This is a genomic window from Sphaerisporangium sp. NPDC005288 (assembly GCF_040607475.1).
GTDB classification, from domain to species: Bacteria; Actinomycetota; Actinomycetes; order Streptosporangiales; family Streptosporangiaceae; genus Sphaerisporangium; species Sphaerisporangium rhizosphaerae.
The window spans coordinates 289,402-314,450 of the sequence record NZ_JBEXGT010000003.1 but is presented as its reverse complement, the minus strand read 5'-3'; the positions used below and the strand labels follow the sequence as shown (position 1 = coordinate 314,450).

At 72.9% G+C, this 25,049-nt stretch carries 22 protein-coding genes; 10 read left to right on the top strand and 12 right to left on the bottom strand.

Annotated features, from left to right (window positions below):
• The first annotated feature begins 111 nt into the window (after positions 1–111).
• A complete protein-coding gene (locus ABZU32_RS05035) occupies positions 112–864 on the top strand; it encodes an SDR family oxidoreductase (RefSeq protein ID WP_354917267.1) in 753 nt (250 codons plus the stop codon).
• A 109-nt stretch (positions 865–973) separates the two neighbouring features.
• Here ABZU32_RS05035 and ABZU32_RS05030 read toward each other — a convergent pair whose 3' ends face one another.
• Positions 974–1,738, bottom strand: coding sequence for an SDR family NAD(P)-dependent oxidoreductase (locus tag ABZU32_RS05030; RefSeq protein WP_354917264.1), 765 nt, complete (start codon positions 1,736–1,738; stop codon positions 974–976).
• A gap of 66 nt (positions 1,739–1,804) precedes the next feature.
• Between ABZU32_RS05030 and ABZU32_RS05025 the strand changes: the two genes are divergently transcribed.
• Complete coding sequence (locus tag ABZU32_RS05025; protein ID WP_354917261.1) at positions 1,805–2,431, top strand: helix-turn-helix domain-containing protein; 627 nt, start codon at positions 1,805–1,807, stop codon at positions 2,429–2,431.
• 35 nt (positions 2,432–2,466) lie between these two features.
• On the opposite strand, the gene ABZU32_RS05020 is transcribed toward ABZU32_RS05025, so the two are convergent.
• The gene (locus ABZU32_RS05020; RefSeq protein ID WP_354837917.1) at positions 2,467–3,360 is read right to left on the bottom strand and encodes a helix-turn-helix transcriptional regulator; all 894 of its coding nucleotides are present in this window, start codon (positions 3,358–3,360) and stop codon (positions 2,467–2,469) included.
• A gap of 447 nt (positions 3,361–3,807) precedes the next feature.
• On the opposite strand from ABZU32_RS05020, the gene ABZU32_RS05015 reads away from it, so the two are divergent.
• Positions 3,808–4,050: a hypothetical protein gene (locus ABZU32_RS05015; RefSeq protein ID WP_354837919.1), complete on the top strand. Its 243-nt coding sequence runs from the start codon at positions 3,808–3,810 to the stop codon at positions 4,048–4,050.
• Between the two features lie 261 nt (positions 4,051–4,311).
• Here the strand turns inward: ABZU32_RS05015 and ABZU32_RS05010 are convergent, their stop codons facing one another.
• From ABZU32_RS05010 to ABZU32_RS05000, 3 genes are all read right to left on the bottom strand, one after another.
• A complete protein-coding gene (locus ABZU32_RS05010) occupies positions 4,312–5,055 on the bottom strand; it encodes a class I SAM-dependent methyltransferase (protein WP_354917258.1) in 744 nt (247 codons plus the stop codon).
• 213 nt (positions 5,056–5,268) lie between these two features.
• Positions 5,269–5,571, bottom strand: a complete 303-nt coding sequence (locus ABZU32_RS05005; protein ID WP_354917255.1) for a hypothetical protein — start codon at positions 5,569–5,571, stop codon at positions 5,269–5,271.
• A gap of 160 nt (positions 5,572–5,731) precedes the next feature.
• Positions 5,732–6,724, bottom strand: coding sequence for an NAD(P)-dependent alcohol dehydrogenase (locus tag ABZU32_RS05000; RefSeq protein ID WP_354917252.1), 993 nt, complete (start codon positions 6,722–6,724; stop codon positions 5,732–5,734).
• Between the two features lie 157 nt (positions 6,725–6,881).
• Between ABZU32_RS05000 and ABZU32_RS04995 the strand changes: the two genes are divergently transcribed.
• A complete protein-coding gene (locus ABZU32_RS04995) occupies positions 6,882–7,679 on the top strand; it encodes a DUF2306 domain-containing protein (RefSeq protein WP_354917249.1) in 798 nt (265 codons plus the stop codon).
• Here ABZU32_RS04995 and ABZU32_RS04990 read toward each other — a convergent pair.
• From ABZU32_RS04990 to ABZU32_RS04980, 3 genes are all read right to left on the bottom strand, one after another.
• Positions 7,642–8,331 (bottom strand): response regulator transcription factor, encoded by a 690-nt coding sequence (locus tag ABZU32_RS04990; RefSeq protein WP_354917246.1) that lies wholly within the window; start codon positions 8,329–8,331, stop codon positions 7,642–7,644. The two genes, ABZU32_RS04995 and ABZU32_RS04990, sit on opposite strands and share 38 nt — an antisense overlap.
• Positions 8,328–9,467 (bottom strand): histidine kinase, encoded by a 1,140-nt coding sequence (locus tag ABZU32_RS04985; RefSeq protein WP_354917243.1) that lies wholly within the window; start codon positions 9,465–9,467, stop codon positions 8,328–8,330. Before ABZU32_RS04985 ends, ABZU32_RS04990 begins: the two co-directional genes overlap by 4 nt.
• A gap of 136 nt (positions 9,468–9,603) precedes the next feature.
• The gene (locus ABZU32_RS04980; protein WP_354917240.1) at positions 9,604–9,966 is read right to left on the bottom strand and encodes a DUF1304 domain-containing protein; all 363 of its coding nucleotides are present in this window, start codon (positions 9,964–9,966) and stop codon (positions 9,604–9,606) included.
• 395 nt (positions 9,967–10,361) lie between these two features.
• Between ABZU32_RS04980 and ABZU32_RS04975 the strand changes: the two genes are divergently transcribed.
• The gene (locus ABZU32_RS04975; RefSeq protein ID WP_354917237.1) at positions 10,362–12,368 is read left to right on the top strand and encodes a glycosyl hydrolase family 28-related protein; all 2,007 of its coding nucleotides are present in this window, start codon (positions 10,362–10,364) and stop codon (positions 12,366–12,368) included.
• 30 nt (positions 12,369–12,398) lie between these two features.
• Here ABZU32_RS04975 and ABZU32_RS04970 read toward each other — a convergent pair whose 3' ends face one another.
• Both ABZU32_RS04970 and ABZU32_RS04965 read right to left on the bottom strand, forming a co-directional pair.
• Complete coding sequence (locus ABZU32_RS04970) at positions 12,399–14,198, bottom strand: glycoside hydrolase family 6 protein (protein WP_354917234.1); 1,800 nt, start codon at positions 14,196–14,198, stop codon at positions 12,399–12,401.
• A 451-nt stretch (positions 14,199–14,649) separates the two neighbouring features.
• The gene (locus tag ABZU32_RS04965; protein ID WP_354917231.1) at positions 14,650–15,270 is read right to left on the bottom strand and encodes a helix-turn-helix domain-containing protein; all 621 of its coding nucleotides are present in this window, start codon (positions 15,268–15,270) and stop codon (positions 14,650–14,652) included.
• Positions 15,271–15,360: 90 nt separating this feature from the next.
• Between ABZU32_RS04965 and ABZU32_RS04960 the strand changes: the two genes are divergently transcribed.
• Both ABZU32_RS04960 and ABZU32_RS04955 read left to right on the top strand, forming a co-directional pair.
• Positions 15,361–16,041, top strand: coding sequence for an SDR family oxidoreductase (locus ABZU32_RS04960; RefSeq protein WP_354837941.1), 681 nt, complete (start codon positions 15,361–15,363; stop codon positions 16,039–16,041).
• A 281-nt stretch (positions 16,042–16,322) separates the two neighbouring features.
• Positions 16,323–17,393 (top strand): glycerophosphodiester phosphodiesterase family protein, encoded by a 1,071-nt coding sequence (locus ABZU32_RS04955; protein WP_354837943.1) that lies wholly within the window; start codon positions 16,323–16,325, stop codon positions 17,391–17,393.
• Between the two features lie 66 nt (positions 17,394–17,459).
• On the opposite strand, the gene ABZU32_RS04950 is transcribed toward ABZU32_RS04955, so the two are convergent.
• Positions 17,460–18,284, bottom strand: coding sequence for a cellulose binding domain-containing protein (locus ABZU32_RS04950; protein ID WP_354917228.1), 825 nt, complete (start codon positions 18,282–18,284; stop codon positions 17,460–17,462).
• A 358-nt stretch (positions 18,285–18,642) separates the two neighbouring features.
• Here ABZU32_RS04950 and ABZU32_RS04945 point away from each other — a divergent pair, with 358 nt between their 5' ends.
• Positions 18,643–21,741, top strand: coding sequence for a BTAD domain-containing putative transcriptional regulator (locus ABZU32_RS04945; protein WP_354917225.1), 3,099 nt, complete (start codon positions 18,643–18,645; stop codon positions 21,739–21,741).
• A 143-nt stretch (positions 21,742–21,884) separates the two neighbouring features.
• Positions 21,885–23,090, top strand: coding sequence for an FAD-dependent monooxygenase (locus ABZU32_RS04940; protein WP_354917222.1), 1,206 nt, complete (start codon positions 21,885–21,887; stop codon positions 23,088–23,090).
• 145 nt (positions 23,091–23,235) lie between these two features.
• Here the strand turns inward: ABZU32_RS04940 and ABZU32_RS04935 are convergent, their stop codons facing one another.
• Positions 23,236–24,189, bottom strand: a complete 954-nt coding sequence (locus tag ABZU32_RS04935) for an SDR family NAD(P)-dependent oxidoreductase (protein WP_354917219.1) — start codon at positions 24,187–24,189, stop codon at positions 23,236–23,238.
• A 228-nt stretch (positions 24,190–24,417) separates the two neighbouring features.
• On the opposite strand from ABZU32_RS04935, the gene ABZU32_RS04930 reads away from it, so the two are divergent.
• Positions 24,418–24,996 carry a helix-turn-helix domain-containing protein gene (locus ABZU32_RS04930; RefSeq protein ID WP_354917216.1) on the top strand — a complete coding sequence of 193 codons (579 nt, stop codon included), beginning with the start codon at positions 24,418–24,420 and terminating at the stop codon, positions 24,994–24,996.
• The last annotated feature ends 53 nt before the right edge of the window (positions 24,997–25,049 follow it).

The following is a 25,049-nucleotide window of genomic DNA, read 5'->3' as shown; positions in this document are numbered from 1 at the left end:
GCGACCTCGCAGGTCGATCAGGCCTGATCGACGCCGGTCGCGTCGGACGGCGCCTCGACCGCGGCCCGTGCGGTGCGAATCACCACCATCACGCCTTCGAAAGGACATGACATGCTTCCCATGGACGGAAAGACGGCTCTGGTCACCGGAGCCTCCAGCGGCATCGGCAGGGCGATCGCCCGGCGGTTCGCCGACGACGGCGCCCGCGTCTACCTGACCGGCCGGCGTAAGGAAGAACTGCGGGACGCGGCGGCGGAGATGGGCCCCGGCGCCGTCGCCGTGCCGTGTGACGTCTCCCAGGCCGCCGACCTCGACCGCGTCATGGACGTCGTCCGCGGTGACCGCCGGCGGCTGGACGTGGTGGTCGCCAACGCCGGCCTCGGCTCCCTGGTAGGCCTGACGGAGGTCACCGAGGAGGACTTCGACCACGTCTTCGGCGTGAACACCAAGGGCACCCTGCTGACCGTGCAGAAGTCGCTGCCGTTGCTGGCGGAGACCGCGTCGGTGATCCTGCTCGGCTCGACCACCATCCATCAGGGCGTCGAGGGCATGGGCCTGTACGCGGCGTCGAAGGCCGCCATCCGCAGCCTGGGCCGCACCTTCGCCGCCGAACTGGCGCCCCGGGGCGTACGGGTCAACGTCATCACGCCCGGCCCCGTCGTCACTCCCGCCCTCGTTGGGCTGGCGAAGGAGGCAGGAGTCAGCGCGGAGGAGTTCCACGGAGGGCTCGCGGCGCAGACGCCGCTCAAGCGGCTGGGCCGCCCCGAGGAGATCGCCGCGCTGGCCGCCTTCCTCGCCGGACCGGAGAGCTCGTTCGTCACCGGCGCCGAGTACGCGGCCGACGGCGGGCAGATCCAGGTCTGAGCCCGCTCGCCCGCACGTTCATGACGGGTAGGGGGCGGCGGCACGGGCCGAGCGAAGGGCGCGCGCCCACCAGGCCGACGGCCGGCGGTGAGCGGCGTGGACGGGGGTCTCACCAGGTCTGGTCCGCCGCGCGGACGAGCATCTCGTTGACGGCGACGCGCCTGTCGCGGGTGACCATGTAGGACACGGCGTCGGCGATGTCCTGCGGGCTCAGCTTCTCCATGTCCCCGAGCTGCCGGGCGACCGCTTCGCGTACGCCGTCGCGCAGGTGGGTGGCCAGTTCGGTGTCGACGGTGCCGGGCTCCACCACGCCGACGCGCACCCGCTTCGGCTGCAACTCCTGCCGCAGCGATTCGGAGAACGCGGTCACGCCGAACTTGGTCAGGCTGTAGACCGCGGTTCCGGCACGGGCGACCCGGCCCGCCGTGGAGCTGATCGTGACCAGGTCGGCGACCTGGCGAGGGGAGTCCTGCGCGGCGTCGATCAGATGGGGGAGCGCGGTGCGCGTCACGTGCAGCAGGCCCTCGACGTTGACCGCGAGCATCCGGTCCCACTCCTGCGCGGGCGCCTCCGCGACGGGGCCGGTGAGCATGACACCCGCGTTGTTGACCACCGTGTCGAGCCGGCCGAGTTCGGCGACGACGCGCTCGACCGCCGCCTCCGCCTGCCGCCGGTCGGTGATGTCCGACTCCAGGACGAGCGTCGTCGTGCCGTCGGCCCGCAGTTCGTCCGCGAGCGCGCGGAGCCGGTCGCCGCGTCGCGCCAGCACGGCGACCGAGGCGCCGCCGGCGGCCAGGGTGCGAGCCGTCGCGGCGCCGATTCCGCTGCTCGCGCCGGTGACGAGGGCGACCGTGCCCTTCAGTGGTGCCGTCATGGTCCGTCCTTCGGTAGGATCTTAAGCGGAGCACCGTCCGCATAGCGCCCTCACCATATGCGGAGCATGCTCCGCTTGCAAGCGTGGGAGGGGTCGGTGACGGAGAAGGCGGCCAGGCGCATGCGCGCCGACGCGCAGGTCAACCAGGACCGGGTGCTGGCGGCCGCCACCCGGGCGTTCGCCCGCGACGGCGCGGACGCCTCGCTCAGGGAGATCGCGAAGGACGCGGGCGTGGGCATCGGCACGCTCTACCGGCGCTTCGCCACCCGCGAGGACCTGGTCTGGGCCGTCTACCGCGGTGAGGTGGACCGCATCTGCGACACCGTGCCCGACCTGCTCGCACGGCACCCGCCTGTCACGGCGTTGCGTGCCTGGATGGAGGCCTTCCTCGGCTTCCTCGCCGAGAAGCGCGGCATGGCGGACGCGCTCAAGGCCGCGCTCGGCACCGACGAGGACCAGCGGCTGGAGACCCGCGGCCTGATCACCGGCGCGCTCGCGAACCTGCTCGCGGCCGGTGCCGCCGCCGGACGCCTCCGGCCGGACGTCGCCGCGCTGGACGTGATGATGGCACTCGGCGGGATCTCCCTCATCGCCGGCGAGCCGGAGCGGCACGACCAGGCCGCCCGCCTGCTCGACCTCCTCATGGCCGGTCTGCGGCCCGGCTCGGAAGGGGACGGGAAGCAGGTCCGCTGAACCGGCACGGCATGGCTCCCGCCGCGGACGAGGCGTTACCGGGCCGGTTCCGCGGGTTCCTCGGAGAGTGCGGCGTACGGGTCACGGTCCTCGCCGGCCGCTGTGATCACTTTCAGGAGGCGTAATCGCTCCTCATGCCCGGCTTCGGGGGTGAAGACGATCAGCAGCGGTCCGGGCGGGGGTTGCAGCGGGTAGGCGTCCCATTCGACGGCGATGTCCCCGACGCGTGGGTTCGGGAAGGTCTTGGCGCCGTGGACGGCCTCCCTGACGTCGTGTCGTTCCCACAGCCGGCGGAACTCGGGGCTGCTGACGCTCAGTTCGGTCACGACCTCGACCGCCCGCGGGTGATCGGGGTCGGCGGAGACGGCGGCGCGCAGTATGCCGATGTAGTCCAACGCCATGGCCTCCCATTCCGGGCACCCGAGCTGGAGATGCTCATGGAACAGGGAGAGGAGCACGTTGCGCCGGTCCGGTGGGAACGCGCGGGGGTCGCCCAGCAGCGCCGCGGCCAGGTCGTTCCATGCGAGCATGTCCAGGTGCCGGGTGGCGACGAACGCCGGCAGGTCTATCGCCGCCAGCAGCAGCCTGGTGTTCCTCGGCACCCGGTCCGCCGCACGACGGGCCGGCGGCCGGGGCCTGCGCGCGAGCTGCGCCAGCCTCATCAGGTGACGTCGGTCCACCTCGTCCAGATCGAGCGCGTCGGCGATCGCGTTCAGCACCGCGTCGGAGGGGCGCGCGCTCCTGCCCTGTTCCAGGCGCTGGTAGTAGTCGGTGCTCAGCCCGGCCAGAGCCGCGACCTCTTCCCGGCGGAGTCCTTCGACCTTCCGTCTCGGACCGGGCTCCAGCCCGAGGTCCTGCGGGGTCGTCCTCTCGCGCCGCGAGCGCAGGAACATGCCGAGCTCCCTGGCCGCTGACCGCTCGTCGCCCATGCTTGAAGTTTGCATTACCGTCGCGTCGCGATGGGGGGCTTCGTCGCGATCAAGATGCCCGGAACGTCCACCGTCCGATGCCCGCCCCTGGCGGACGCGGTGATGAACCCGTGGAACACCTCGGCTCGGGTATGCGCGGCCGGCCCCCGCCATTTCTGCAAGTTTCACAGGCATGCCCGCCGCGCACCGTCCCCGGCCACCCCGCCGGCCGACGGCTCAGGGACGCGGTCAGGAGCCATCGCCGTCGCTCACCTGGGGATTCCCCGAACCACCGCAGGAGCCTTCCGCCGCGCATAGCGCAGGATCGCGGCCTGTCGGTGGCCCTGCTGAACCGTGGTTCACAAGATCCAGGGAGCCCTCTATGGCGGGCCCTACAGTCGGCGGTACGAGATCAACTCGCCGTGGGCCCCGGACCGCGTCCAACACCCGATCGATGGGAGTCGAGTTGTGAACCTCAGAACACGCGTCACCGTCGTCGTGGCCGCAGCCGCCGCAGGCGCCGGCCTGCTCTCCGCCCCGGCGCACGCGGCCACGCTGATCAGCACCTTCGCCAACTCCGAGGCCGGCGGGATCTTCTGCCACGCGGTGGAGAACTACTTCGAGCAGAAGAAGGCCCAGGAGGAAGGGCACTCCGGCGACTGGTACTACTGCGAGCAGACGCCCACCAACTGGAACCTCTACCAACGCTGAGTCCTCCCGGTACCTTCCGGCGGATCGGTGGTGACGTCGACACGGCAGCGGCGTCGGCCGTCTCTCAGGCCCTGATCCGGCGGCGAGGCCGACCCGCCAGGCCGCGGGCCGTGTCCCCGCAGGGACGCGGCCCGGGCGTACCACGTCGCCCCTCCTCGCGGTGCCGGCCTGGTCCGGGTCGCGGCCGGCCTGGGGCGGGTCGCGAAGCCGTTCGGCGCGCCGGCGTGAGCGGTCGCCGGCCGGAGGCCGCCCAGCGGATGGTCAGCCTGTTCGCTGGAGGAGAAGGGTGACGAAGCCGAGGATTCCGCGGTAGCCGTGCAGCCACATGTCGCGGTGCTCCAGAGCGGTCGCGCGAACCGCTTCGGCGTCCGGGCCGGGGTTCTCGTTGGCCCAGCGCAGCAGGGTCCCCGTCCAGGACCACTCGTAGTCATCCCATTCGGACAGATCACTGGTGTAGCCGTAGACGGTGTCGAAACCGGCGGCCTCGGCGGCGGCGACGGTACCTGGCAGGTCCAGCCACTCCGACGGCTCGGCGCCCAGCCGGGTGAGCGCCTCGGGCGTCGGCTCCCGCTCCCAGAACGCCTCGCCGACCAGCGCCAGGCCGTTCGGCCTCAGGTAGCGCCGCACGTGGCCGACGGTGGGCTTGAGCCCGCCGAACGCGTGCGTCGCTCCCACGCAGATCACCAGGTCGTACCGCTCGGCCACGGGGAAGTCGGCGGCCGGCCGCTCGTGGAGCCGGATGCGCTCCCAGACGCCCTGCATCTCCGCGTGCCCCTCGGCCGCCTTGATCGCGTCGGCGGAGATGTCGACGCCGTCGGCGGTCGCGTCCTCGTAGAGCGCCAGCGCCCGCAGCGTCCAGGCCGCCTCCCCGCAGCCGAGGTCGAGGATCCGCGCCCCCTCGGGCAGCCGGGCCCGGCGCAGCAGCCGGGTCACGTGGGCGCCCGAGACCGGCGCGGCGATGGGATGGTCCCGATGGGCGAGACGGCTGATCATCTGGCGTTCCATGGGACCAATCTGTCCTATCCCCCGCACGCCGCACCAGCCGTATCCCGCACCATGGTGACCGCCGGGCGCGAGTCGCCCGGCTCACCTGCCTTGCGCGGAGGAGAAAGGTGGCCGGTGACGCTCCCCGGCCACCTCGTCTCCTGTGACGTTCGAGGGTCGCCCCGTCTCCCGGGAGGCCGGGCGGTCACGCCGGCGTCCTGCGAGGCTCGGCGGTCACTCCAGGGTCGGAGGGGTGTCTTCGCCGGTCAGGTGGGAGGACTGCTGGGCGAAGGCGATCACGAGGTACCTGCCGTTGGCGTAGCTGACCACGGGGCGCTTAAGCATCTCGCCCACTCTGCGGGCGACCGCCTGGAACAGCTCCACCATCTCCTCGGTGTCGGCGCTCACCCGGAACCGTCCGTGCGCGAGGAGTTGTTCGGCGACGTAGGGGGCGAAGTTCGCCTCGCCGCGAGCTCTTTCGTCCGCGTCGAGAGGCGTGCGCCGGACCGCGGGCCGCGTGCCGAGGGGATGGGCCATCGCTGATCTCCTTCTGGTCGCCGTCGCTCCAGCATGCCAGAGGGGAACGGTCATGACCGCCCGTTCCCGGACGGCCTGCCGCCGCTCGCCGGCCGTGACGAGCTCCCGGTTCTCCGCCGATCGTGCTCCTCGGTAGCGGCGGAACAGCGGCGTCGCGGAGTCAGCCGCCGACGGTGATGACGATCTTGCCGGTGGCGTGGCCTTCCTCGGCGTAGGCGATGGCGTCGGGGATCTGCTCGAACGGGTAGCGGCGGTCGATGACCGGGGTGAGGCTTCCGGCCTCGATGAGCTCGGTCAGGGTCAGAAGCCTGCTGCGGATGTCCGGGCATCCGACGACGTCGGCCAGGACGACGCGCTGGGGGACGAACGGGCCGAGGGCCAGCGTCGCGAACGCGTGGCCGGCCGGTTGCAGCCACCGGCCCGCCGGCCCGCCGACGACGACGTGGGTCCCCCCGGGCGTCAGCACCCGGCGGCAGGCCGTCGCCGAGCGGCCTCCCGCGTTGTCGAGCAGCAGGTTGTAACGCTGCCCGCTCCGGGTGAAGTCCTGCCGGGTGTAGTCGATCACCTCCTGCGCGCCGATCGAGCGGACCAGATCGGCGTTGCGCGGGCCGCAGACGCCGGTGACCTTCGCGCCGAACGCCCGGGCGAGCTGCACCGCGAAGGTGCCGACGCCCCCGGAGGCGCCGTTGACGAGCACCTTGTGCCCGGACTCGATCCGTCCGGCGTCGCGCAGGCCGAGCAGGGCGGTGCAGGCGGCCATCGGCACCGCCGCCGCCTGCTCGAAGGACAGACCGTGCGGCCTGGGCGCCAGCTCGTCCTCCCGGACGCACACGTACTCGGCGAAGCCGCCCCGCTTGGGCATCCCGTACACCTCGTCGCCGGGACGGAACTTCGTCACGTTCGCGCCGACCGCTTCGACCTGCCCCGCGATGTCGGCGCCCAGGATGTCGATCTTCGGCCCGCGCGGTCCGAGGGTGCCGCCCATCAGGCGCGCGACGTACGGCTGGCCTCTCATGTGGTGCCAGTCGTAGGGCTGGACCGAGGTGGCGCGCACCCGGACCAGCACTTCGCCGTCGCCGGGCACGGGCCTGTCCACATCGGTGAGGCGCAGGTCGCCGGGGGAGCCGTACGAGCGCAGGACGAAGGCCTTCATCACATTCTCCTCATCCACGAAGGGGCAGGATCAATGTAAGAAGCGCGATCAGCGGGCTCATCAGCCGAAAGTACGCCCGTTCGATGGACGAACGGCCGGGAGGAGTCGGACCGGTCCGCCGATGAGCCGCCATCACTCCCACCTGCACCATCGGCTCATGACCCACGACAGTCCGACGGTGCGCCCCCCGTTCCCGCAGTCGCCGCCGAGCCGCAGGCCGGTGGCCGGCCGGAGCGGCCCGGCGACCTCCGCCTCCGCCAGCGCCACCGCCAATGCCACCGCCTCCCGCCCGAGGGCGCGGTGGCTCCTCCCCGTCTCGCTGCTCCTGCTCAGCGCGGTTCCGGTGATCGCCGGCGCCGTCCGCATGACCGAGCTGACCGGCGGCGCGGCGGTCACACCGCAGAACGCGCGCTTCTTCGCGGCGCCCGTGCCGGTCATGCTGCACATCGTCGGCGTCACCCTGTACAGCGTCCTCGGCGCCTTCCAGTTCGCCCCCGGATTCCGGCGGCGGCGGCCGCGGTGGCATCGCGCCGCCGGGCGGCTGCTGGTCGTCTGCGGGCTGGTCGCGGCGGCCTCCGGCCTGTGGATGACCCTGTTCTACCCGCGGCCCGAGGGGGACGGCGATCTGCTGGCCGTCTTCCGCGTCGTGTTCGGGACGGCCATGCTCGGCTCCATCGTCGTGGGGTTCGCCGCGATCCGGCGGCGCGACTTCCCCGGGCACCGCGCCTGGATGATCCGCGGCTACGCGATCGGCATGGGCGCGGGAACGCAGGCCGTGACCCAGCTGCCCTACATCCTGGTCGCCGGCATGCCGGCGGAGCTTCCGCGGGCGCTGCTGCTGGGCGCCGCCTGGGTGCTCAACCTCGCCGTGGCCGAATGGGTGATCCGCGGAAGGCCGGCCGGGCTCCGGCGGCGGTCTAGCGCCGTCCTCGCGGATCGTCCCGCCGGCCGGTGAAGGGCACGCGGTTGGTCTCATAGGCCCACATGGCGATCTCGACGCGGTTCCGGGCGCCGAGCTTGGCCATCAGGCTGGCGATGTGGGACTTGACGGTGCTGAGCGAGATGTGGAGCTGGTCGGCGATCTCGGTGTTGGTCAGTCCGCTCGCCACGGTGACCAGGATCTGCTCCTCCCGGTCGGTGAGCGTCTCGATGGGCCGCACCGGCGGTGAGGCCGGCCCGGTGCGGGCGAAGGTCTCCAGCAGCCGCGCGGTGATGCTCGGCGCGATGAGCGCGTCCCCGGCGGCCGCGGCGTGGACGGCCTGCGCGAGCAGCTCCGCCCCGGCGTTCTTCAGCAGGAAGCCCCGGGCGCCGGCCCGCAGAGCGGCGTAGACGTACTCGTCGAGGTCGAACGTGGTGATGACGACGACGGCGAGGGGGTCCTGGACGCCAGGGCCGGCGAGCAGGCGCGTGGCCTCGATGCCGTCGAGGCCGGGCATGCGGATGTCGAACAGGCACACGTCGGGGCGCAGACGCCGCGCGAGCTCGACGGCCCGCCGCCCGTCGGCGGCCTGGCCGGCGACCTCGATGCCCGGCTGGGCGTCCAAAATCATCGCGAGCCCGGTGCGGACGATCTCCTGGTCGTCGGCGACGAGCACCCGGACGGTCACGCCGCCGACCCCTTGCGCGGCAGTGTGGCCTCCACCGTCCAGCCGCCCTCGGGATCGGGGCCGGCCACGCAGGCGCCGCCGAGCAGGTCGGCGCGCTCGATCATGCCGATGAGCCCGTACCCGGGCGAGCCGGAGGGGCGTATCAGGCTGGTGTCCCCGTCATCGTGCACGCGCAGGCGGACCGTCGTGTCGTCGGCGGTGACGCGGACCTGCACGTGGGTGGCGTTACGCGCGTGCCGCAGGGCGTTGGTGACCGACTCCTGGGCGAGACGGTAGATCGCGGCTCCCACCGACGGGGGGACGTCGTCGAGGTCGCCCGCCATCTCGACGTCGACGGACGGGCCGTTGCCGCCCGGGTCCGCGAGCTCATGGAGATCGGTGACGCGCCGCCCGGGGGCCAGGTCGGCGGGCCGGTCACGGCGCAGGACGCGCACCATGGCGCGCATCTCGTCGAGGGCGCGCGCCGCCTCGGCCTCGATCACCTGCAGCGCCTCGGTCGCGGCGCCCGGGCGGGAGGCCGACGTGGCCAGGCCCGCCTGCGCGCGGATGGCCATCGCCGAGACGTGATGGGCGACGGTGTCGTGCAGGTCGCGGGCCAGTTGCTCGCGTTCGAGGAGTTTGACCTGGTCCAGCTCGCGCATCCTCGCCGTGGTCCGGTAGCGGAACGTGCCGCCCAGGGCGGTGGCCGCGCACATGACGGCGAGCGCGCCCACCGCGTCGCCCGACGCCATGCGGTGGGTCGCGAGCGCGATGGCGATCGATGCCAGCATGACCAGCGTCCCGATCACGGCCTCGCGGCCGGAGCCCCACCGGAACAGCGCGTACACCACGCACAGCAGGTAGGCCAGGGTGTAGGTCTCCGGGGCCTCGCCGCCGGTGAACAGCGGGGCCACGTTCGTGGTGCCGAACACAATGATGATCATCAGGAGTGGCCGGGTGCGGCGCCACAGCAGCGTGGGCGCCAGCCCCAGGGTGACGGCCACCGAGACGGCCCGCCACGGCAGGTCGGGCCGCACGACTCCTTCGAGCACCGCGAGCGGCACGAGCACGCCCACCAGCGCCCAGTCACGCCACACCCGTCGCGGCGGATCCGGGGCGCGGGGTTCGTCCCACACCGAGCGAAGGAGGGCGCGCACGAAGTCATCGTACGAGAGCCGGGGACCGGCCCGGAGCAGGAGAACCTGCGCACCTTTCCCCGACGCCCCGCCGTGCGCGGCCGGCGGCCTACGTTCCGGAGGTTCGGCTGAGGCTCGGCGGCCCGCACCGGGCGGCTCAGTGGGCGAGCAGCACCAGGACCAGGCCGGCCAGCGCGGGAACGGTCTGCACGAACAGGATCCTGCGGCTCGCGGTGGCCGCGCCGTAGGCTCCGGCCACGGCGACGCAGACCAGGAAGAACACCTTGGCCTGGAAGCCGGCAGGGTCGGCGGCGACCAGGCCCCAGATCAGCCCCGCGGCGAGGAAGCCGTTGTAGAGGCCCTGGTTGGCGGCCAGCGCCCTGCTGCGCTCGGCGAACTCGCGGTCCATGCCGAACGCCTTCAGCGCGCGGGGAGTCGTCCAGAGGAACATCTCCAGCACGAGGATGTAGACGTGCAGCAGCGCCACCGCCGCCACCACGATGTCCGCGAGCACCTTCACCTGATCTCCTCGTGCGTCCGTCCGGCTTGGCGACTTCTCAACTCGTCCGGCCCCGTGAATTGAAGCACAGGGTCGGAGGCGGGGTCAGGCCGCGGTGATCAGCGGCTCCGGGCGCGCCGGCGGGCTGGGGAGGCTCCGCGGCGGGGCCTCGGCTTGCGGCAACGCTCGCAAGAAATCCGTAGATTTCTGCAGTGAGACGGCAGGATTACGAAAGTAATTCACAGGGCCTTGTGGCGTAAGGGGTTGGGGACCTACTGTCACCTCACCCTCAGGGGCGCTCGTTGGAGCGTTCTGGAGGGCGCTCACCCCCCGAGAGAAACGAGCATGCGATGGTGCGCAGCATCACCGGATCCGTGACGAGGTCGTCCGGCGGGCCACCGCGAAGGGCCGAGAGGATGGTCGCGGCGGCGACCGCGGCCGGGGTCGCCCTCAGCGTCGCGCTCGGCGGCGGCTCAGCCCTCGCCGACACGCGCGCCACGGCCGTCCCGGCCCCCGCCGTGACCCGTGCCGCGCTCGACCCCGCGCTCGTCGCGGGCCGCGGCGCCGATGTCCGGTTCGCCGAGCAGGAGGCCGAGAACGCCGCGACGAACGGCACGCTCATCGGCGCCGACCGCACCGCCTACACGCTGCCCGCCGAGGCGTCCGGCCGCAAGGCGGTCAGGCTGACCCCCGGACGGTACGTCGAGTTCACGCTGCCGGGCGCCGCCAACGCCATCACCGTGCGCTACAGCATTCCCGACGCGCCGGCGGGCGGCGGCATCACCGCGCCGCTGGACGTCACGGTGAACGGCGGGGCCAAGAAGACCCTGACGCTCACCTCGCAGTACTCCTGGCTCTACAACCAGTACCCCTTCAGCAACGACCCCGGCGCCGACCTGCTGCACCCCGACTGGTGGATCACCGAGTGCGGCTGCGTGCCCGCCGCCACCACGCCCGCGCCCGCCATCGCCAAGCCGTTCCGCCCGAGCCACTTCTACGACGAGCAGCGGCTCCTGCTGGGCAGGACCTACAAGGCGGGCGACAAGGTGCGGCTCACCGCCCCCGCCGGCGGCGCCGCCGCGTGGACGGTGATCGACCTGCTGGACTCCGAGCTGGTGGGAGCGCCGCACGTCCGGCTCGTCGCGGCGAACGTGCTGGCCTTCGGCGCCGACCCGCTCGGCCGCCGCGACTCCGCGGGCGCGTTCGACAAGGCGATCGCCTTCGCCAGGCGCAACCACCTCAAGGTCTACATCCCGCCGGGCACCTACCAGGTGAACCGCCACATCATCGTCGACGAGGTGACGATCGAGGGCGCCGGGAGCTGGTACACGATCATCAAGGGCCACGAGGTCGCCCTGAGCGCGCCGGCCCCGGACGGGTCGGTGCACACCGGCGTCGGGTTCTACGGCAAGGACGCCTCGGCCGGCGGCAGCAGGAACGTCCACCTGTCCGGCTTCGCCATCGAGGGTGACGTGCGCGAGCGCGTCGACACCGACCAGGTGAACGGCGTCGGCGGCGCGCTGAGCGACTCCACCGTCGAGGGCCTGCACGTCCGGCACACCAAGGTCGGCATGTGGTTCGACGGGCCGATGAAGAACCTGCGGATCACGGGCAACGTCATCGTCGACCAGATCGCCGACGGGCTGAACTTCCACACCGGCGTCACCGACTCGCTCGCCGCGCACAACTTCGTCCGCAACTCCGGGGACGACGCCCTGGCCATGTGGTCGGAGAAGACCGCGAACGCCCGCAACACCTTCGACCACAACACCGTGCAGACCCCGGTGCTGGCCAACGGCATCGCCGTCTACGGCGGGACCGACACCACGATCTCCGGCAACCTGGTCGCCGACCCGATCAGGGAGGGCAGCGCGATCCAGGTGGGGTCGCGGTTCGGCGCCGAGCCGTTCGCCGGGCACCTGAAGGTCACCGACAACACCACGGTCAGGGCCGGCACCTACGAGCTCAACTGGAACATCGGCCTGGGCGCCATCTGGTTCTACGCCCTGGAGAGGAGCATCGACGCCGACATCCAGGTGACCGGGGACCACTTCCTCGACAACACCTACAACGCGATCATGCTGGTGAGCGAGTGGTCGGTGAAGGACCTGTACTCCATCGACAACGTGCGCTTCAAGGACATCAGGGTGGACGGCACCGGCACCTCGGTGATCAGCGCCCGCGTGAAGGGCTCGGCGTCGTTCGAGAACGTGGACGCGCGCAACGTCGGCGCGGTCGGCGTCAACAACTGCGGCTCGTTCGGGTTCCCCGCCACCGGCTCGGAGTTCTCGCTGACCGACCTCGGCGGCAACGACGGCGGCGGCACCACCGGCCCCTGGCTGGCCCCCTGGGAGCTGCCCAACACCATCACCTGCGACGACCGTCCCCCGGTCGTGGCGCCACCGGCCCCTTCCCCCTGGTGACCTGGGCCGGCGGCGCGGGCGCCTGAGGGGTCACAGGGCCGGGAAGGCGTTGCCCACCAGCATCATGAACTGGTCGTGGTGCCAGTCGCCGGCGGCGGGCGCGTTCGGCAGGGCGTTGGTGGGCGCGCTCCGGAAGTACCGGTTCATGGCGGTGGGGTCGCACATCGGGTCGACCAGCCGGGCGGTGTCCGGCGGCAGCACCGGGCCGCCGGCGCCGTCGGACTCGCCCGGCGGCTTGATCCACAGGTAGGCGTCGACGCCGGGCAGCGGGGCGGCCGCCGGCCGGGCCCCGAGCCCCGCGCCCTTCTGGTTGCAGGGGCTGGCCCGGTACGGGCGCCGGTCCAGGCGGCTCTGGTCCACGTAGGTGTTCACGTCGCCCGAGACGCTCACCGAGGTCGGCCGGGCCGCCCCGCCCCAGCCGTTGCGCGAGGTGTCGATCACGATGCCGATGGAGCCGGGGAAGCCCCTGGTGACGAGGGCCTGGCGCATCGCCGTGGCGTAGTCCCGCTCGTCGATGTAGGGGTTCCAGTCGATGAACCGGCTGGTCCTGATGGAGACGCCGTTGATGGCCAGCGACGAGTCGGGCAGGTAGGTCTCCTCGGTGGGGATGTAGTCGGCGACGTTGGTCGCGATGCCGTCCACGCCGTTGACTCCGGCCGCCGACCCCTGCACGGTCGAGGTGATCAGGTCGGCCAGCGGTTGGAACTCGTCGTCCCAGCCCACCAGGCCGGAGTGGGCGGCGTCGAGGTAGGTGTAGACGTTGGGCAGCGGCGCGAGCCTGTCCAGGGCGTACCTGATGCCGGCCTGGTAGACCCCCGACTGCCCGGCGGCCGTGCAGCCGACGGTGTGCCTGCCGGTGACGAGGTCGGCCAGCGAGCGCGGCTCGACGATCGCGGCGATGCGCAGCGCACGGTACTTCGGCTTGCCGACGATGCCGGCGATGGCGTCGACGAACTCGGTCTTGTACCGGTTCAGTCCGTCCTCGGCGGCGTGCAGCTCGGCGGGTGACACCAGGGACCAGCAGTTCTTGTCCGGCAGGTCGTACAGCACGACGGTGATGTAGCCGGCCTTCTGCGCCAGCGCCGCGTCCAGGTGGTCCTCCAGGCTCCTGGTGACCCCGGCCCCGCCGGTGACCTTGGTGATGCGGTCCAGCCAGACCGCGGTGGGGGTCGTCTTCAACCCGCGGATCCGCTCGGCGGCCGTCCCGCCCGCGGCGGCGGCCGACCTCTCGACGTTGGCCGTCCAGTCCGCGTTGACGTATCCGGTGACGCCCGCGAACGGGTTGTCCACCGGGACGTCGGGCGTCGGCGTCGGCGTCGGCGTCGGCGTTGGGGTGGGCGTCGGTGTGGGGGTGGGCGTGGGCGTTGGGGTGGGCGTCGGGCTCGGTGACGGGGACGGGCTGGGGCTCGGGACCAGGATGACCTTGCACGGTACGCCGTTGACGGCGAAGTCCGTCGGCGGCGGATTGTCCCCGGTCCAGGACCCGTTGAAGCCGATGGTGAAGCTCGGCCCGCTCCACGACCGCCCCTGCGCGGTGACCCGGGCGCCCGACTGGCTCCACTGGGCCGACCAGCCCTGCGTGATCCGCTGGGAGCCGGGGAAGGTGAAGGTCAGCGTCCAGTTCGTGACCGGCTCGCCGTTCCTCACGGTGATGCCCGCCGTGAAGCCGCCCGACCCCGTGCCCCACTGGACCGTGGTGTAGGTGACCTCGCACGTGAGAGCGGCGCCGGACGCCGTGATCGTGCCGGTGACGAGCCCCGCCGCGGCCAGGGCGGCGGCCATGATCGTCGTCACGATGGTGCGCCGTAATCGGCCCTTGCCCAGTCCCATGAAAGATCAACTCCATGAACGCGGCCGGGCGGATCGCGCCGTCTCGTCGCGACGGCCGCCGGTCTCCATCCCGATCTGGTACGAGGCGGTGGCGCTCGCGGGTCCGGAGCCTGCCCGTTCGGAGCCTGCCCGTTCGGTGCCCGCTGTTCGGTGCCTGCCTAGAGGTCTACAACAGCGGCGGCGGATCCGCCGTCACGGGCCCGCGGCGGCGGGGCGGCCGGCGGGGCACGGGCGTGCCGGTGGCCCGGGCACCTCGGCAAACGCGGCCGGGCGGACCATGGCGGGACGTGCGACGCGGTGAAAGATTCACCGGCTCGGAACGCCGCCGGCTCAGGTGTTTCTGAACGCCGCCGCCTCGGCCGGCTCCGGACGCGGCCGCGTCGGCCGCCTCGGGACGCGGCCGGCTTCGGCCGCCTGGGGACGCCGCCGCGTCGGCGGGCTCGCCGCGGGGTCAGGCAGGCGCGGTCTCGGGCTCGGCGGCCGTGTTCTCGGTCGTGGCGGGTTCGCCCTCGGACGGTGCAGGTTCGCTCTCGGATGCGGCGGGTTCGCTCTCGGACGGGGCGGCTTGGCTCTCGGACAAGGCGGGTTCGCTCTCGTGCGCGGCGGCTTCGGTTCCGGGACGGGTCCAGACGAAGACGACCTCTTCCAGTGGCACCGCGTTGCCGGTCTCGTTCACGAACGCCACGGCGAGGTGCTCGCCGGTCTCGCGGCTGCGGCGCTCCACGGACGGGCCGGCCTCGTGCGGGCGATGGAGGTCCCCCCACTGCTGGAGCGAGCCGAGGACGACGCGCAGGTCTTCCCCCGCGGGCGTCAGGTGGTAGCCGTTGCGCGCGCGCTTGCCGGGCTCGCTGTAGGGACGCCGCTCCATGATGCCGGCCTCGACCAGGCGGGCGAGCCGGTCGGTGAGCAGGTCGGTGGAGATGCCGAGACGGGTCTGGAAGTCGACGAAGCGCGTGCCGCCGCTGAAGGCCTCACGCAGTACCAGCACCGTCCACGGGTCGCCGATCACCTCGAGGCTGCGCTGGATCGAGCACTCGGTGTCCAGCATGGCGCGGCGTGTCGTCCTTCTCACCACCCAAGGATACCCCCTAACTTGCTATTTCCAAGTGAGATAGCTAGCTTGGTTTAACGAAGCCAGATCGACCAGAGGAGAGCGACGACAATGAACATCGAGAACGCCGTGGCCGTGGTGACCGGCGGCAACCGCGGGCTCGGCCGCGCCTTCGTCGCGCGGCTGATCGAGCGCGGCGCCAAGGTGTACGCGGCGGCCCGCGACCCCCAGAAGGTCGACGTGCCCGGGGCGGTGCCGCTGCGGCTGGACATCACCGACCCCGAGTCGGTGGCGCGGGCCGCCGGGATCGCCGCCGACGCGACCCTGCTCATCAACAACGCGGGGGTCTCGACCCACGCCTCCCTGATCGACGGCGACCTCGGCGACATCGAGCTGGAGATGCGCACCCACTTCTTCGGCACGCTCGGCGTGACGCGCGCCTTCGTGCCGGTCATTGAGGCCAACGGCGGCGGCGCCATCCTCAACGTGCTGTCGGTGCTGTCATGGGTGCACCTGCCGCAGTACGGGGGCTACAGCGCGGCCAAGGCCGCCGAGTGGGCGCAGACCAACGCGGTCCGCCAGGAGCTCGCCCCCAGGGGCATCAAGGTGTCGGCCCTGCACGTCGGTTACATGGACACCGACATGGCCGCCTACGTCGCTCCGGAGAACAAGATCGACCCCGTGCTGGTGGCCGAGGCCGGCCTGGACGGCATCGCCGCCGGCACGCCGGAGATCATCGCCGACGAGTTCAGCCGCGGCGTCAAGCAGAACCTCTCCGCGGCCATCGTCTGACCACGTCCGAACACACGCCTGGACAGTGGGCGCCGGCCGTCCCTTCTCGCTGTCGCGGCGGTCGCGCGCCGCGGCCGTCTTCCATGAGCGCCATTTCCTCCCCGTTCAGCCTTCGTCGGGTGTTTCCCCGGAGGCCATGCGTGATCGGCAGGTTGGACGAGTGGCACCGTCGAGGCCCTTCCCGCTCACGCGGGATCGGGCGTCGCGGGCCACCGTCGTGACCGTCGCCGTGCCGCCCGATCAGGGGGAAGCGGCTCCCGCATGGAACGAGATACACACTGATGACCGGTTTTCGCTCGGCCGCCGCTGCCGCCGTCCTGGCCGGGGCCGCCGCCCTCGCCTTCCCCGGCGCCGCGATGGCGGACCCCGGCGTGTCCGCCGCGCACCACAAGAGCTTCGACCTCCAGGCGCACCGGGGCGGGCTCGGACTGGTGGTGGAGAGCACCCTGGACTCCTTCGCCAACGGGCTGCGCGTGGGCGTCAGCACCCTTGAGCTGGACATCCAGATCACCGAGGACGGCAAGGCCGTCGTCACCCACGACCGCAAGGTGGACGGCCGCAAGTGCCAGGACACCGGCCCGGTGTCCCCCGGCGACCCCGAGTACCCCTACGTCGGCAAGTACATCAACACCCTCAGCCTGGCCCAGGTGCGGAGCCTGGACTGCGGCTCCAAGCCGCTCGCCGAGTTCCCCGGCCAGCGCCCCGCGCCCGGCGCGCGGATGCCGCTGCTGAGCGAGGTGTTCGACCTGGTCAAGCGCTTCCACGCCAACGACGTGATGCTGAACGTTGAGACCAAGGTCGAGGCCGGCGCGCCGGAGCAGACCGCGCCGCGCGAGCAGTTCGTCCAGGTCGCCGCCCAGGAGATCCGCCGGGCGCACATGCTGCGCCAGGTCACGATCCAGAGCTTCGACTGGGGCTCGCTGATGCGCATGCGCGAGGTGGAGCCGCGGCTGCCGCTCGTGGCGCTCACCGACTACACCTTCCTGCAGACCGGGCAGCCGGGAGCCTCCCCCTGGCTCGGCGGCATCGACGTGGACGACTTCGGCGGCGACCCGCTCAAGGCGATCAAGTCGTTCGGCGCCGACGCGTTCTCGCCGGTGCACGGGTTCCCGCAGAACGGCAAGGTGACCGACCCCGGGTACCGGCCCTACGTCACCGAGGCGATGGTGGAGGAGGCCCACGGTCTCGGGCTGAAGGTGATCCCCTGGACCGTCGACGACGAGCCCACGATGAACAAGCTCATCGACGACGGCGTCGACGGCCTCATCACCGACTACCCCGACCGCCTTCGCACGGTGCTCGACGCCCGCGGCTTCAAGCTCCCCAAGCGGTACTCCGGCCCGCGCGCCTGACCCGCGCCCGCCACGCCCTGCCGCCGCACGCCCCGGCCCGTCGAAAGGGGCCGGGGCGCCGGGCGCTCAGTTCGCGGGGGGAGCGGGCGTCGGGGTGGGCATCTCGTTGTCCCACTCGGTGGCCTGCCACAGCACGGCACTGCTGCCGGTGATCTGGCTGCTGCGCGAGTCGAAGGTGGCCGTGCCGTTCTCCACGTCGGCGTCCTCGGCCGCGCTCACCGTGATCAACTGCGGGACGTTCCAGTTGGCCGGGGTGAAGGTGATCGACGAGGACTGGCTGAGGTCGGTGTCGCCGTACACCCGCGCAGTGCCGACGGTGACGTTGCCCGGAGGCTGCCGGTTGAGGGTGACCTGGACGCTCGCCGACCGCCCCTCGCGCACGGTGATCGAGGTCGGCGAGATCACGATACGCAGCGGTGCCGGGGGCGTGGGAGTCGGGCTCGGGCTCGGCGACGGGCTCGGTACCAGGGTGACCTTGCAGGACACGCCGTTCAGGGTGAATGCCGTCGGCGGCGGGTTGCTTCCGGTCCAGGCGCCGTTGAACCCGATGGTGAACGAGGTGCCCGACGGCCCCCAGGCGTTGCTCCTCGCCGTGACGTTGGATCCGGACTGGCCCCACTGGGCCAGGAAGCCCGACGTGATCTTCTGCGAGCCGGGGAAGGCGAAGTTCAGCGTCCAGCCGGGGGCGACCGGCTCGCTGTTGCGGATGTCGAGCATGGCGAGGAAGCCGCCCGCTCCGGTGCCCCACTGGTTGACGGTGTAGGTCACCTCGCACGCCGGCGCGGCCCTGGCCGCGGTCACCGTCCCGAGGACCAGCCCCGCCGTGGCGAGCGCCGTCGCCGTCGCCACCGCCCCGAAGCCGCGCGCTGCTCGGCCTGTGCCGAATCCCATAGATCACTCCATGCCGTAGAAGGAATCTTGCCAGGAAGGTGCGGCCATCGGCCGGCACCGTCCCGCTTACATGAGTGGCGCTCTGCTTCAAGATTCGGCGAGTGATCGCCGAGGTGTACAGCCGATTTCCCTGCGCGGCCCGCGGACGCGCGGCCCCCGGTCGTACTGTGAGCCCGGGATCTCGGTGGATATGTCATGACATGTCCGGAACTGGCCACTGGATGAACGCGACCGAGCTGAAACTTTCATCACTCGCCGGAACCCGAACCGTGTGACGCCTGCTCGACCGGATTCCTCCGTCACCCCGGGTGCACCCGCTCCGGCGCTGGGACGGTGCTACCGGTAATACGATCGGTTCGTGCGGTACGGCATCCTCGGGCCCGTCGAGGCGCGCACGGAGGCGGGGGAGCCGATCCCGGTGGCCGGTCCCCGGCCGCGGGCGCTGCTCGCCCTGCTCCTGCTCGACGCGGGCCGGCCGGTCAGCGTGGCGAGGTTGATCGACGGCCAGTACGGCGACCGGCCGCCGGCCGACGCGGCGGGCGCCGTCCAGGCCCACGTGTCCCGGCTGCGCAGGGTGCTTCCTCCCGGCGCCATCGAGTTCCACGACGCGGGCTACCGGCTCGCCGCGGATCCCTCGGACGTCGACGCGCACCGCTTCGAGCTGCTGGCACGCGAAGGCCGCGAGTCGCTCGCGGCCGGGCGGTACGAGCAGGCTGTCACGGTGCTGCGCGAAGCACTCGCGCTGTGGCGTGGCCCGGCCCTGGCCGACGTGGCGGACGCGCCGTTCGCCCCGCCGCAGGCGTCCCGGCTGGAGGAGTTGCGGCTGTCGGCCCGCGAAGACCTCGCCGAGGCCGAGCTGGCCCTGCCCGCGGGCACCTCTTCCGGCGAGCTGCGGCGGCTGGCGGCCGCCCACCCGCTGCGCGAGCGACTCACCGGCCAGCTGATGCGGGCCCTGCACGCCGAGGGGCAGCGGGCCGCGGCGCTCGCCGTCTTCGCGGACGCGCGGCGGCTGCTCGCGGACGAGCTGGGCGCCGACCCCTCGCCGGAGCTCTCCGCCCTGCACCTGGCCCTCCTGCGGGACGGCGACGTAGGCGGCGCCGGCGAGGTGCGGCGGCGCGCGCCGTCCCGGCTGCCCGCGCCGCTCACCGGTTTCGTCGGACGCGAAGACGAGCTGGCCCGCATCGACGCCCTCCGTGACCGCCGCCTGGTCACCCTGACCGGCCCCGGCGGCACCGGCAAGACCCGGCTCGCCGTCGAGGCCGTCCGTCGCCAGGGGCGGGAGAGCTGTTTCGTGGACCTGTCGGCCACCGACGGCGACGGCCAGATCGCGCCGGCGGTACTCGCGGCCCTTGGGCTGCGCGAGAGGGGGTTGCATCCACCCCTGGCCGGCGGCGGCGACCCGGAAGAGCGGCTGCTCGTGGCGCTCGCCGACCGCGAGCTGCTGCTCATCCTGGACAACTGCGAGCACCTGGTCGCGGGCGCCGCGGCGCTCACCCGCCGGCTGCTCGACGCCTGCCCCTCGCTGGCCGTGCTGTGCACCAGCCGCGAGCCGCTCGGCATCACCGGCGAGACCCTGGTCCCGGTGCCGCCGCTCGCGGTGCCGCCCCCCGGTACCGGCGAGGCCGCCGCGCTCGGCTATCCCGCCGTGCGGCTGTTCCTGGAGCGGGCCGCCGCCGTACGGCCGGGCGTGACGATGCGGCCGGAGTTCACCGAGATCTGCGTCGCGCTGGAGGGCCTGCCGCTGGCCATCGAGCTGGCGGCCGCGCGGCTGCGCGCGTTCGGCGCCGACGAGATCGCCGCCCGGCTGGCAGAGCACGGGCGCTTCGCCCTGCTGTCCAAGGGCGACCGCACCGCCGCGGCCCGCCACCGCACCCTGCACGCGGTGGTGGACTGGAGTTGGAGCCTGCTCACGCCCGAGGAGCAGGCGCTCGCCCGCCGGTTCTCGGTGTTCGCCGGCGGCGCGACCCTTTCGGCCGTCGAGCGGGTCTGCGGCTCCGGCGAGCTGCTCGCCGATCTGGTCGACAAGTCGCTCGTCGAGGCAGAAGGCGGGCGTTATCGCATGCTGGACACCATCCGGCTGTTCTGCGCGCGGCGGCTGGAAGAGTCAGGCGAGCAGAGCCGGACGCGGGCCGCGCACGCCGCCTGCTACCTCGACCTGGCGCGACGCGCCGATCCCGGGCTGCGCCGGGCCGAGCAGCTCGACTGGCTGGCACGACTGTCGGCCGAGCACGCCAATCTCGGCGCCGCGCTGCGCCACGCCGCCGAAGAGGAACCCGCGAACGGGCTGCGGCTGGTCGCGGCGCTCGCGGCGTACTGGTGGCTGAGCGGGCGGCGCGGCCAGGCGACATCCTTCGCGCTCCACCTGCTCGACCGGTTCGGCGACGAGCCGCCCGCCGGGCTGGAGGAGGAGTACGTCCTGTGCGTGCTGCAGACCGTGCCGTACGCCACCCCGGAGCGGTGGGCGCGCGCCGAGGAGATCATGCGATCGCTGAGCGGGGCGGTGCGCCACCCGTTCCTCAACGCCTTGTGGGGGATGGCCGCCGGGCCGCCCGGCGCCGGGAACGTCGTCCAGCGGGCGCGAATGCTCGGCGCCGACCCGTGGAGCAGGGCCACCGCCCGGCTCGGCGAGTCGCTGCTGCTCCTGCTCGACGGAGAGACCGCCGGCGCCGAGCGCGGGCTGGAGGCGGCGCTGGCCGCCTTCGGTGACCTCGGGGAGCGGTGGGGCATGGCCCAGGCGATGGAATGGCTCGGGCTGATCGCCGGCCGGCGCGGCGAGTGGGAACGGGCGAAGCGCCTGTGGGGGCGGGCACTCGACCTGCACGAGCAGCTCGGCGCCCTGGAGGAGATGGTGGGCGTGCTGGGGCGCAGAGCCGGCGGGCTGCTACGTGAGGGCGACCTCGCCGCGGCCCGCGCCGACCTGGACCGCGCCGCCGGCCTGGCCCGGGTCACCGGCCCGGCGGCCCGGTCCCCGTCCGTGGAGCTCGGGCTCGGCGAGCTGGCCCGCCGGTCCGGGGACCACGACGAGGCCCGGCGACGCTACGGCGCGGCCCTTTCGTCCGCGGGCGGCGGCTTCGGCGCCGACGGCATCAGAACGGCGGTGCACACCGCGCTCGGCCGGCTGGCGGAGGCCGAGGGCGACCGCGCCGAGGCCGAGCGGTGTCACGGCGAGGCGCTGCGCCTGGCCCGTACGACGGGAGCGGCGCCGGCCGACCTCGCCGACGTCGCCGAGGGCTGCGCGGGGGCGGCCCTGCTGGCCGGCGCGGGGGAGCGGGCGGCCTTCCTGCTCGGCGTCGGAGTGGCCCTGCGCGGCACGGCGGTCGCCGGTGACGCCGACGTGGCCCGGGTCGCCGCCGGCGTCACCGACCTGATCGGCCCCGACGCCTTCGCCACCCACTTCGCCACAGCCGCCGCCCTCCCCCGCCCCCAAGCCGCCCGGGCTCTCTCCACCTCCTCCTGACCGGCCGTAGATCTCAGGAGAAGCGCTCACTTCCGCGGATGGCAAAGGCGTGAACCCGGCCGTGGGCGACGGCCGACACGGGCCTGCGGGAGTGTCGGTGGGGTGTCGGTGGGGTGTCGGTGGGGGGCGGGAGGGTCGGGGGCATGGAGAACTCGAACATTTTGATCTCGGGGGCGGGCATCGGCGGGCCGGCGTTGGCGTGGTGGCTGCGCCGCTACGGGTTCGGCGTGACCGTCGTGGAGAAGGCTCCGGGCCCGCGCCCGGGCGGGCAGGCGATCGACTTCAAGGGCGAGGACCAACTGTCGGTGCTGCGGCGGATGGGCATCCTCGCGGAGGTCCGGCGCAGGCAGACCGGCGGCGCCGACGTGCGGATCGTGGACGCGGACGGCCGGTCGATCGCCGTGATGGCGGGCGAGTTCACCGGCGGCGACGTGGAGATCCGGCGCGGCGACCTGTCGGAGATCCTGTACGACGAGAGCGTGGCCGCGGGCTGCGCGTACGTGTTCGGCGACTCGATCACCTCGCTGACCGAGGCGGCGGACGGCGTCCATGTGACCTTCGAGCGCGGCGCCCCCCGCACGTTCGACCTGGTGGTGGGCGCGGACGGCATCCACTCCAACGTCCGTCGGCTGGCTTTCGGCCCGGAGCGCGACTTCGTGAGGTTCCTCGGCTACTACTACGCCCTGGCCGAGCTTCCACCTGGCGGATCGGACGGCGACGGGGACGGGACGGGGGTGATGTACAACGAGCCGGGGCGGATGGTCTCCGTCGGTGGCCCCAAGGCGCCCGCGTTCTTCGTCTTCGCCTCGCAGGAGCTCGCGTACGACCGGTACGACACCGAGGAGATGAAGCGCCTGGTCATCGACGCCTACGCGGGGATGGGGTGGCGCACGCCGGAGATCATGGAGCGGGTGCGGAGCGCGAAGGACCTGCACCTCGACACGATCAGCCGGGTGCGAGCCGGCCGGTACGCGCGAGGTCGCGTCGCGCTGCTCGGGGACGCCGTCTCCGGCAACACGCTGGGCGGGTTCGGCACCGGCGTGGCGGTGGTCGGCGCGTACGTGCTGGCCGGTGAGCTGGCGCGGGCCGATGGCGACCACCACGCCGCATTCCGGCGGTACGAGGAGGTGATGAGCCCGTACGCGAAGGTCGCGCGCAGCGGCGGCAACGCCGGCGGCTTCCTGGCCCCGGCTTCGCGCACGGGGATCTGGATGCGCGACCAGGTCTTCCGGCGGCGTCTCCTGCTGAAGATGATGATCAAGATGACCGACATGTTCGCCACCGACATCAGCCTCCCGGACTATCCGGCTCCGGTGGACCGTGGCCGCCGCGCGGCCGAGCCCCGCTGACGGCCCGGCGGGCGCCGCGCTCTGGTGGGCACGGCGTCCGCCGGGTGCTCGGCACGGGATGGGTGGCCCCGTGGACACGCGGCCGGAACGGGTCCGGCAGGAGAGGTCGGCTCTGATGCCCCGATCAGGCGACCCGGTGGTCACATCAGGCGGAGAGGGTCTCCTCGGTGACCTTCCAGAGGCGGGTGGCGGCCTCGGAGTCGAGGGCGTAGGCCGCCACGCCGGTGCGGGTGCCCGGCTCGTGCGGACCGGCCTCATTGCAGTCCTCGAAGTACCGCCCGCCGACGCCTTCCACCAGCGGGGAGGCGGCGAGCAGCACCGAGGTGGCGGCGCCCTGCTCGGGGGTCTTCCAGTCGGGGGTGGACGCGCCGCCCGCGCTCATCTGGGCGCGCAGCCGGTCCAGCTCCTCCATGGTGACGTGCCTTTGCAGGTTGGTCCGGATGCCGCCCGGGTGCAGGGCGTTGACGGTGATGCCATCGTCCGCCCACCGCGTGGCCGCCTCGACCGCGAACAGCACGTTCGCCGTCTTGGACTGGCCGTACGCGGTCCACGGGTCGTACGGGCGCTCCCGGAAGTGGATGTCCTTGAAGACGACCGGGGAGCGCAGGTGGGCGGCGGAGCTGACGGACACGACGCGCGCGCCGCCGGCGGCGGCCAGCGCGTGGTGCAGGCCCGTGGCGAGCGCGAAGTGGCCGAAGTGGTTGGTGGCGAACTGCAGCTCCCAGCCCTCGGGCGTCCGGGTCTCGGGGGCGGCCATGACTCCGGCGTTGTTGACCAGGATGTGCAGTGGGCCGTCCCACGCGGACACGAAGCCGGCGATCGAGGCGCGGTCGGTGAGGTCCAGCGGCGCGACGCCGACCCGCTCGGCGCCGGTCGTGGCGGTGATGTCCTCGGCGGTGCGCCGGCCGGCGTCCAGGTCGCGGACGGCCAGGGTGACCTCCGCGCCGGCGCCGGCGAGCGCGCGGGCGGTCTCGATGCCGATGCCGGAGGCCCCGCCGGTCACGATGGCGCGTCGACCGGTGAGGTCGACACCGTCCACGACCTCGGCGGCGGTGGACGCGGCGTTGAACGGCGTGGTGATGCGTGATGTCGCGGTCATGGTGATGCCTTGCCTGTTCTCACTCGGCGGTCGCGGTCGGAGGTCCAGGCGGTACGCTGAAACCGGAGGATCCTCCAGTAAATGGCACTCTAATCGGAGTTTCCTCCGGTTAGCAAATCCCGTCCCGTGATGGAATGGTCGGCGAAGGTCCCGCCGGTCGGGCGGACGCCGAGCCGCCGGCGAGGGCGCTCGAGGAGAGGTCCCCGCGGGGATGAGGAGGAATACGTCGTGTCGGTCACCGGTCCGCGGCCCCTGCGCGCGGACGCCCAGCGCAACCGCGACCGCCTGCTGTCCGCCGCCGTGCGCGCGTTCGCCCACGACGGGCCGGACGTGACGCTCGACGCGATCGCCAAGGACGCGGGCGTCGGCATCGGCACCCTCTACCGTCACTTCCCGACCCGCGAGGCGCTGGTCGAGGCGGCCTACCGCAACGAGCTGGCCCGGCTGTGCGACGCGGTGCCCGGGCTCCTCGCCGCCCTGCCGCCGGCCGGGGCGATGCGCGACTGGATGGACCGCTTCCTCGACTACATGACGACCAAGCGCGGCATGGCCGAGGCGCTACGGGCGGTCATCGCCTCCGGCGGCGACCCGTACGCGCACAGCCGCGACCGGCTCATCGGCGCCGTCGAAGCGCTGCTGCGCGCCGGGGCCGAGGCGGGCACGCTGCGCGGCGATGTCGCGCCCGCCGACGTGCTGACCGCCCTGAGCGGCGTGACCCTCGCCGCCGGCGCCCCCGCGCAGCGCGACCAGGCCGGTCGTCTGCTCGACCTCCTCCTGGACGCCCTGCGCTTCGGCGCCGCCCCCTGACCCGCCGCGAGGCGGGCCGGCGCCGGGCCGCCGAGCACGGCGAGCGCGCGGAG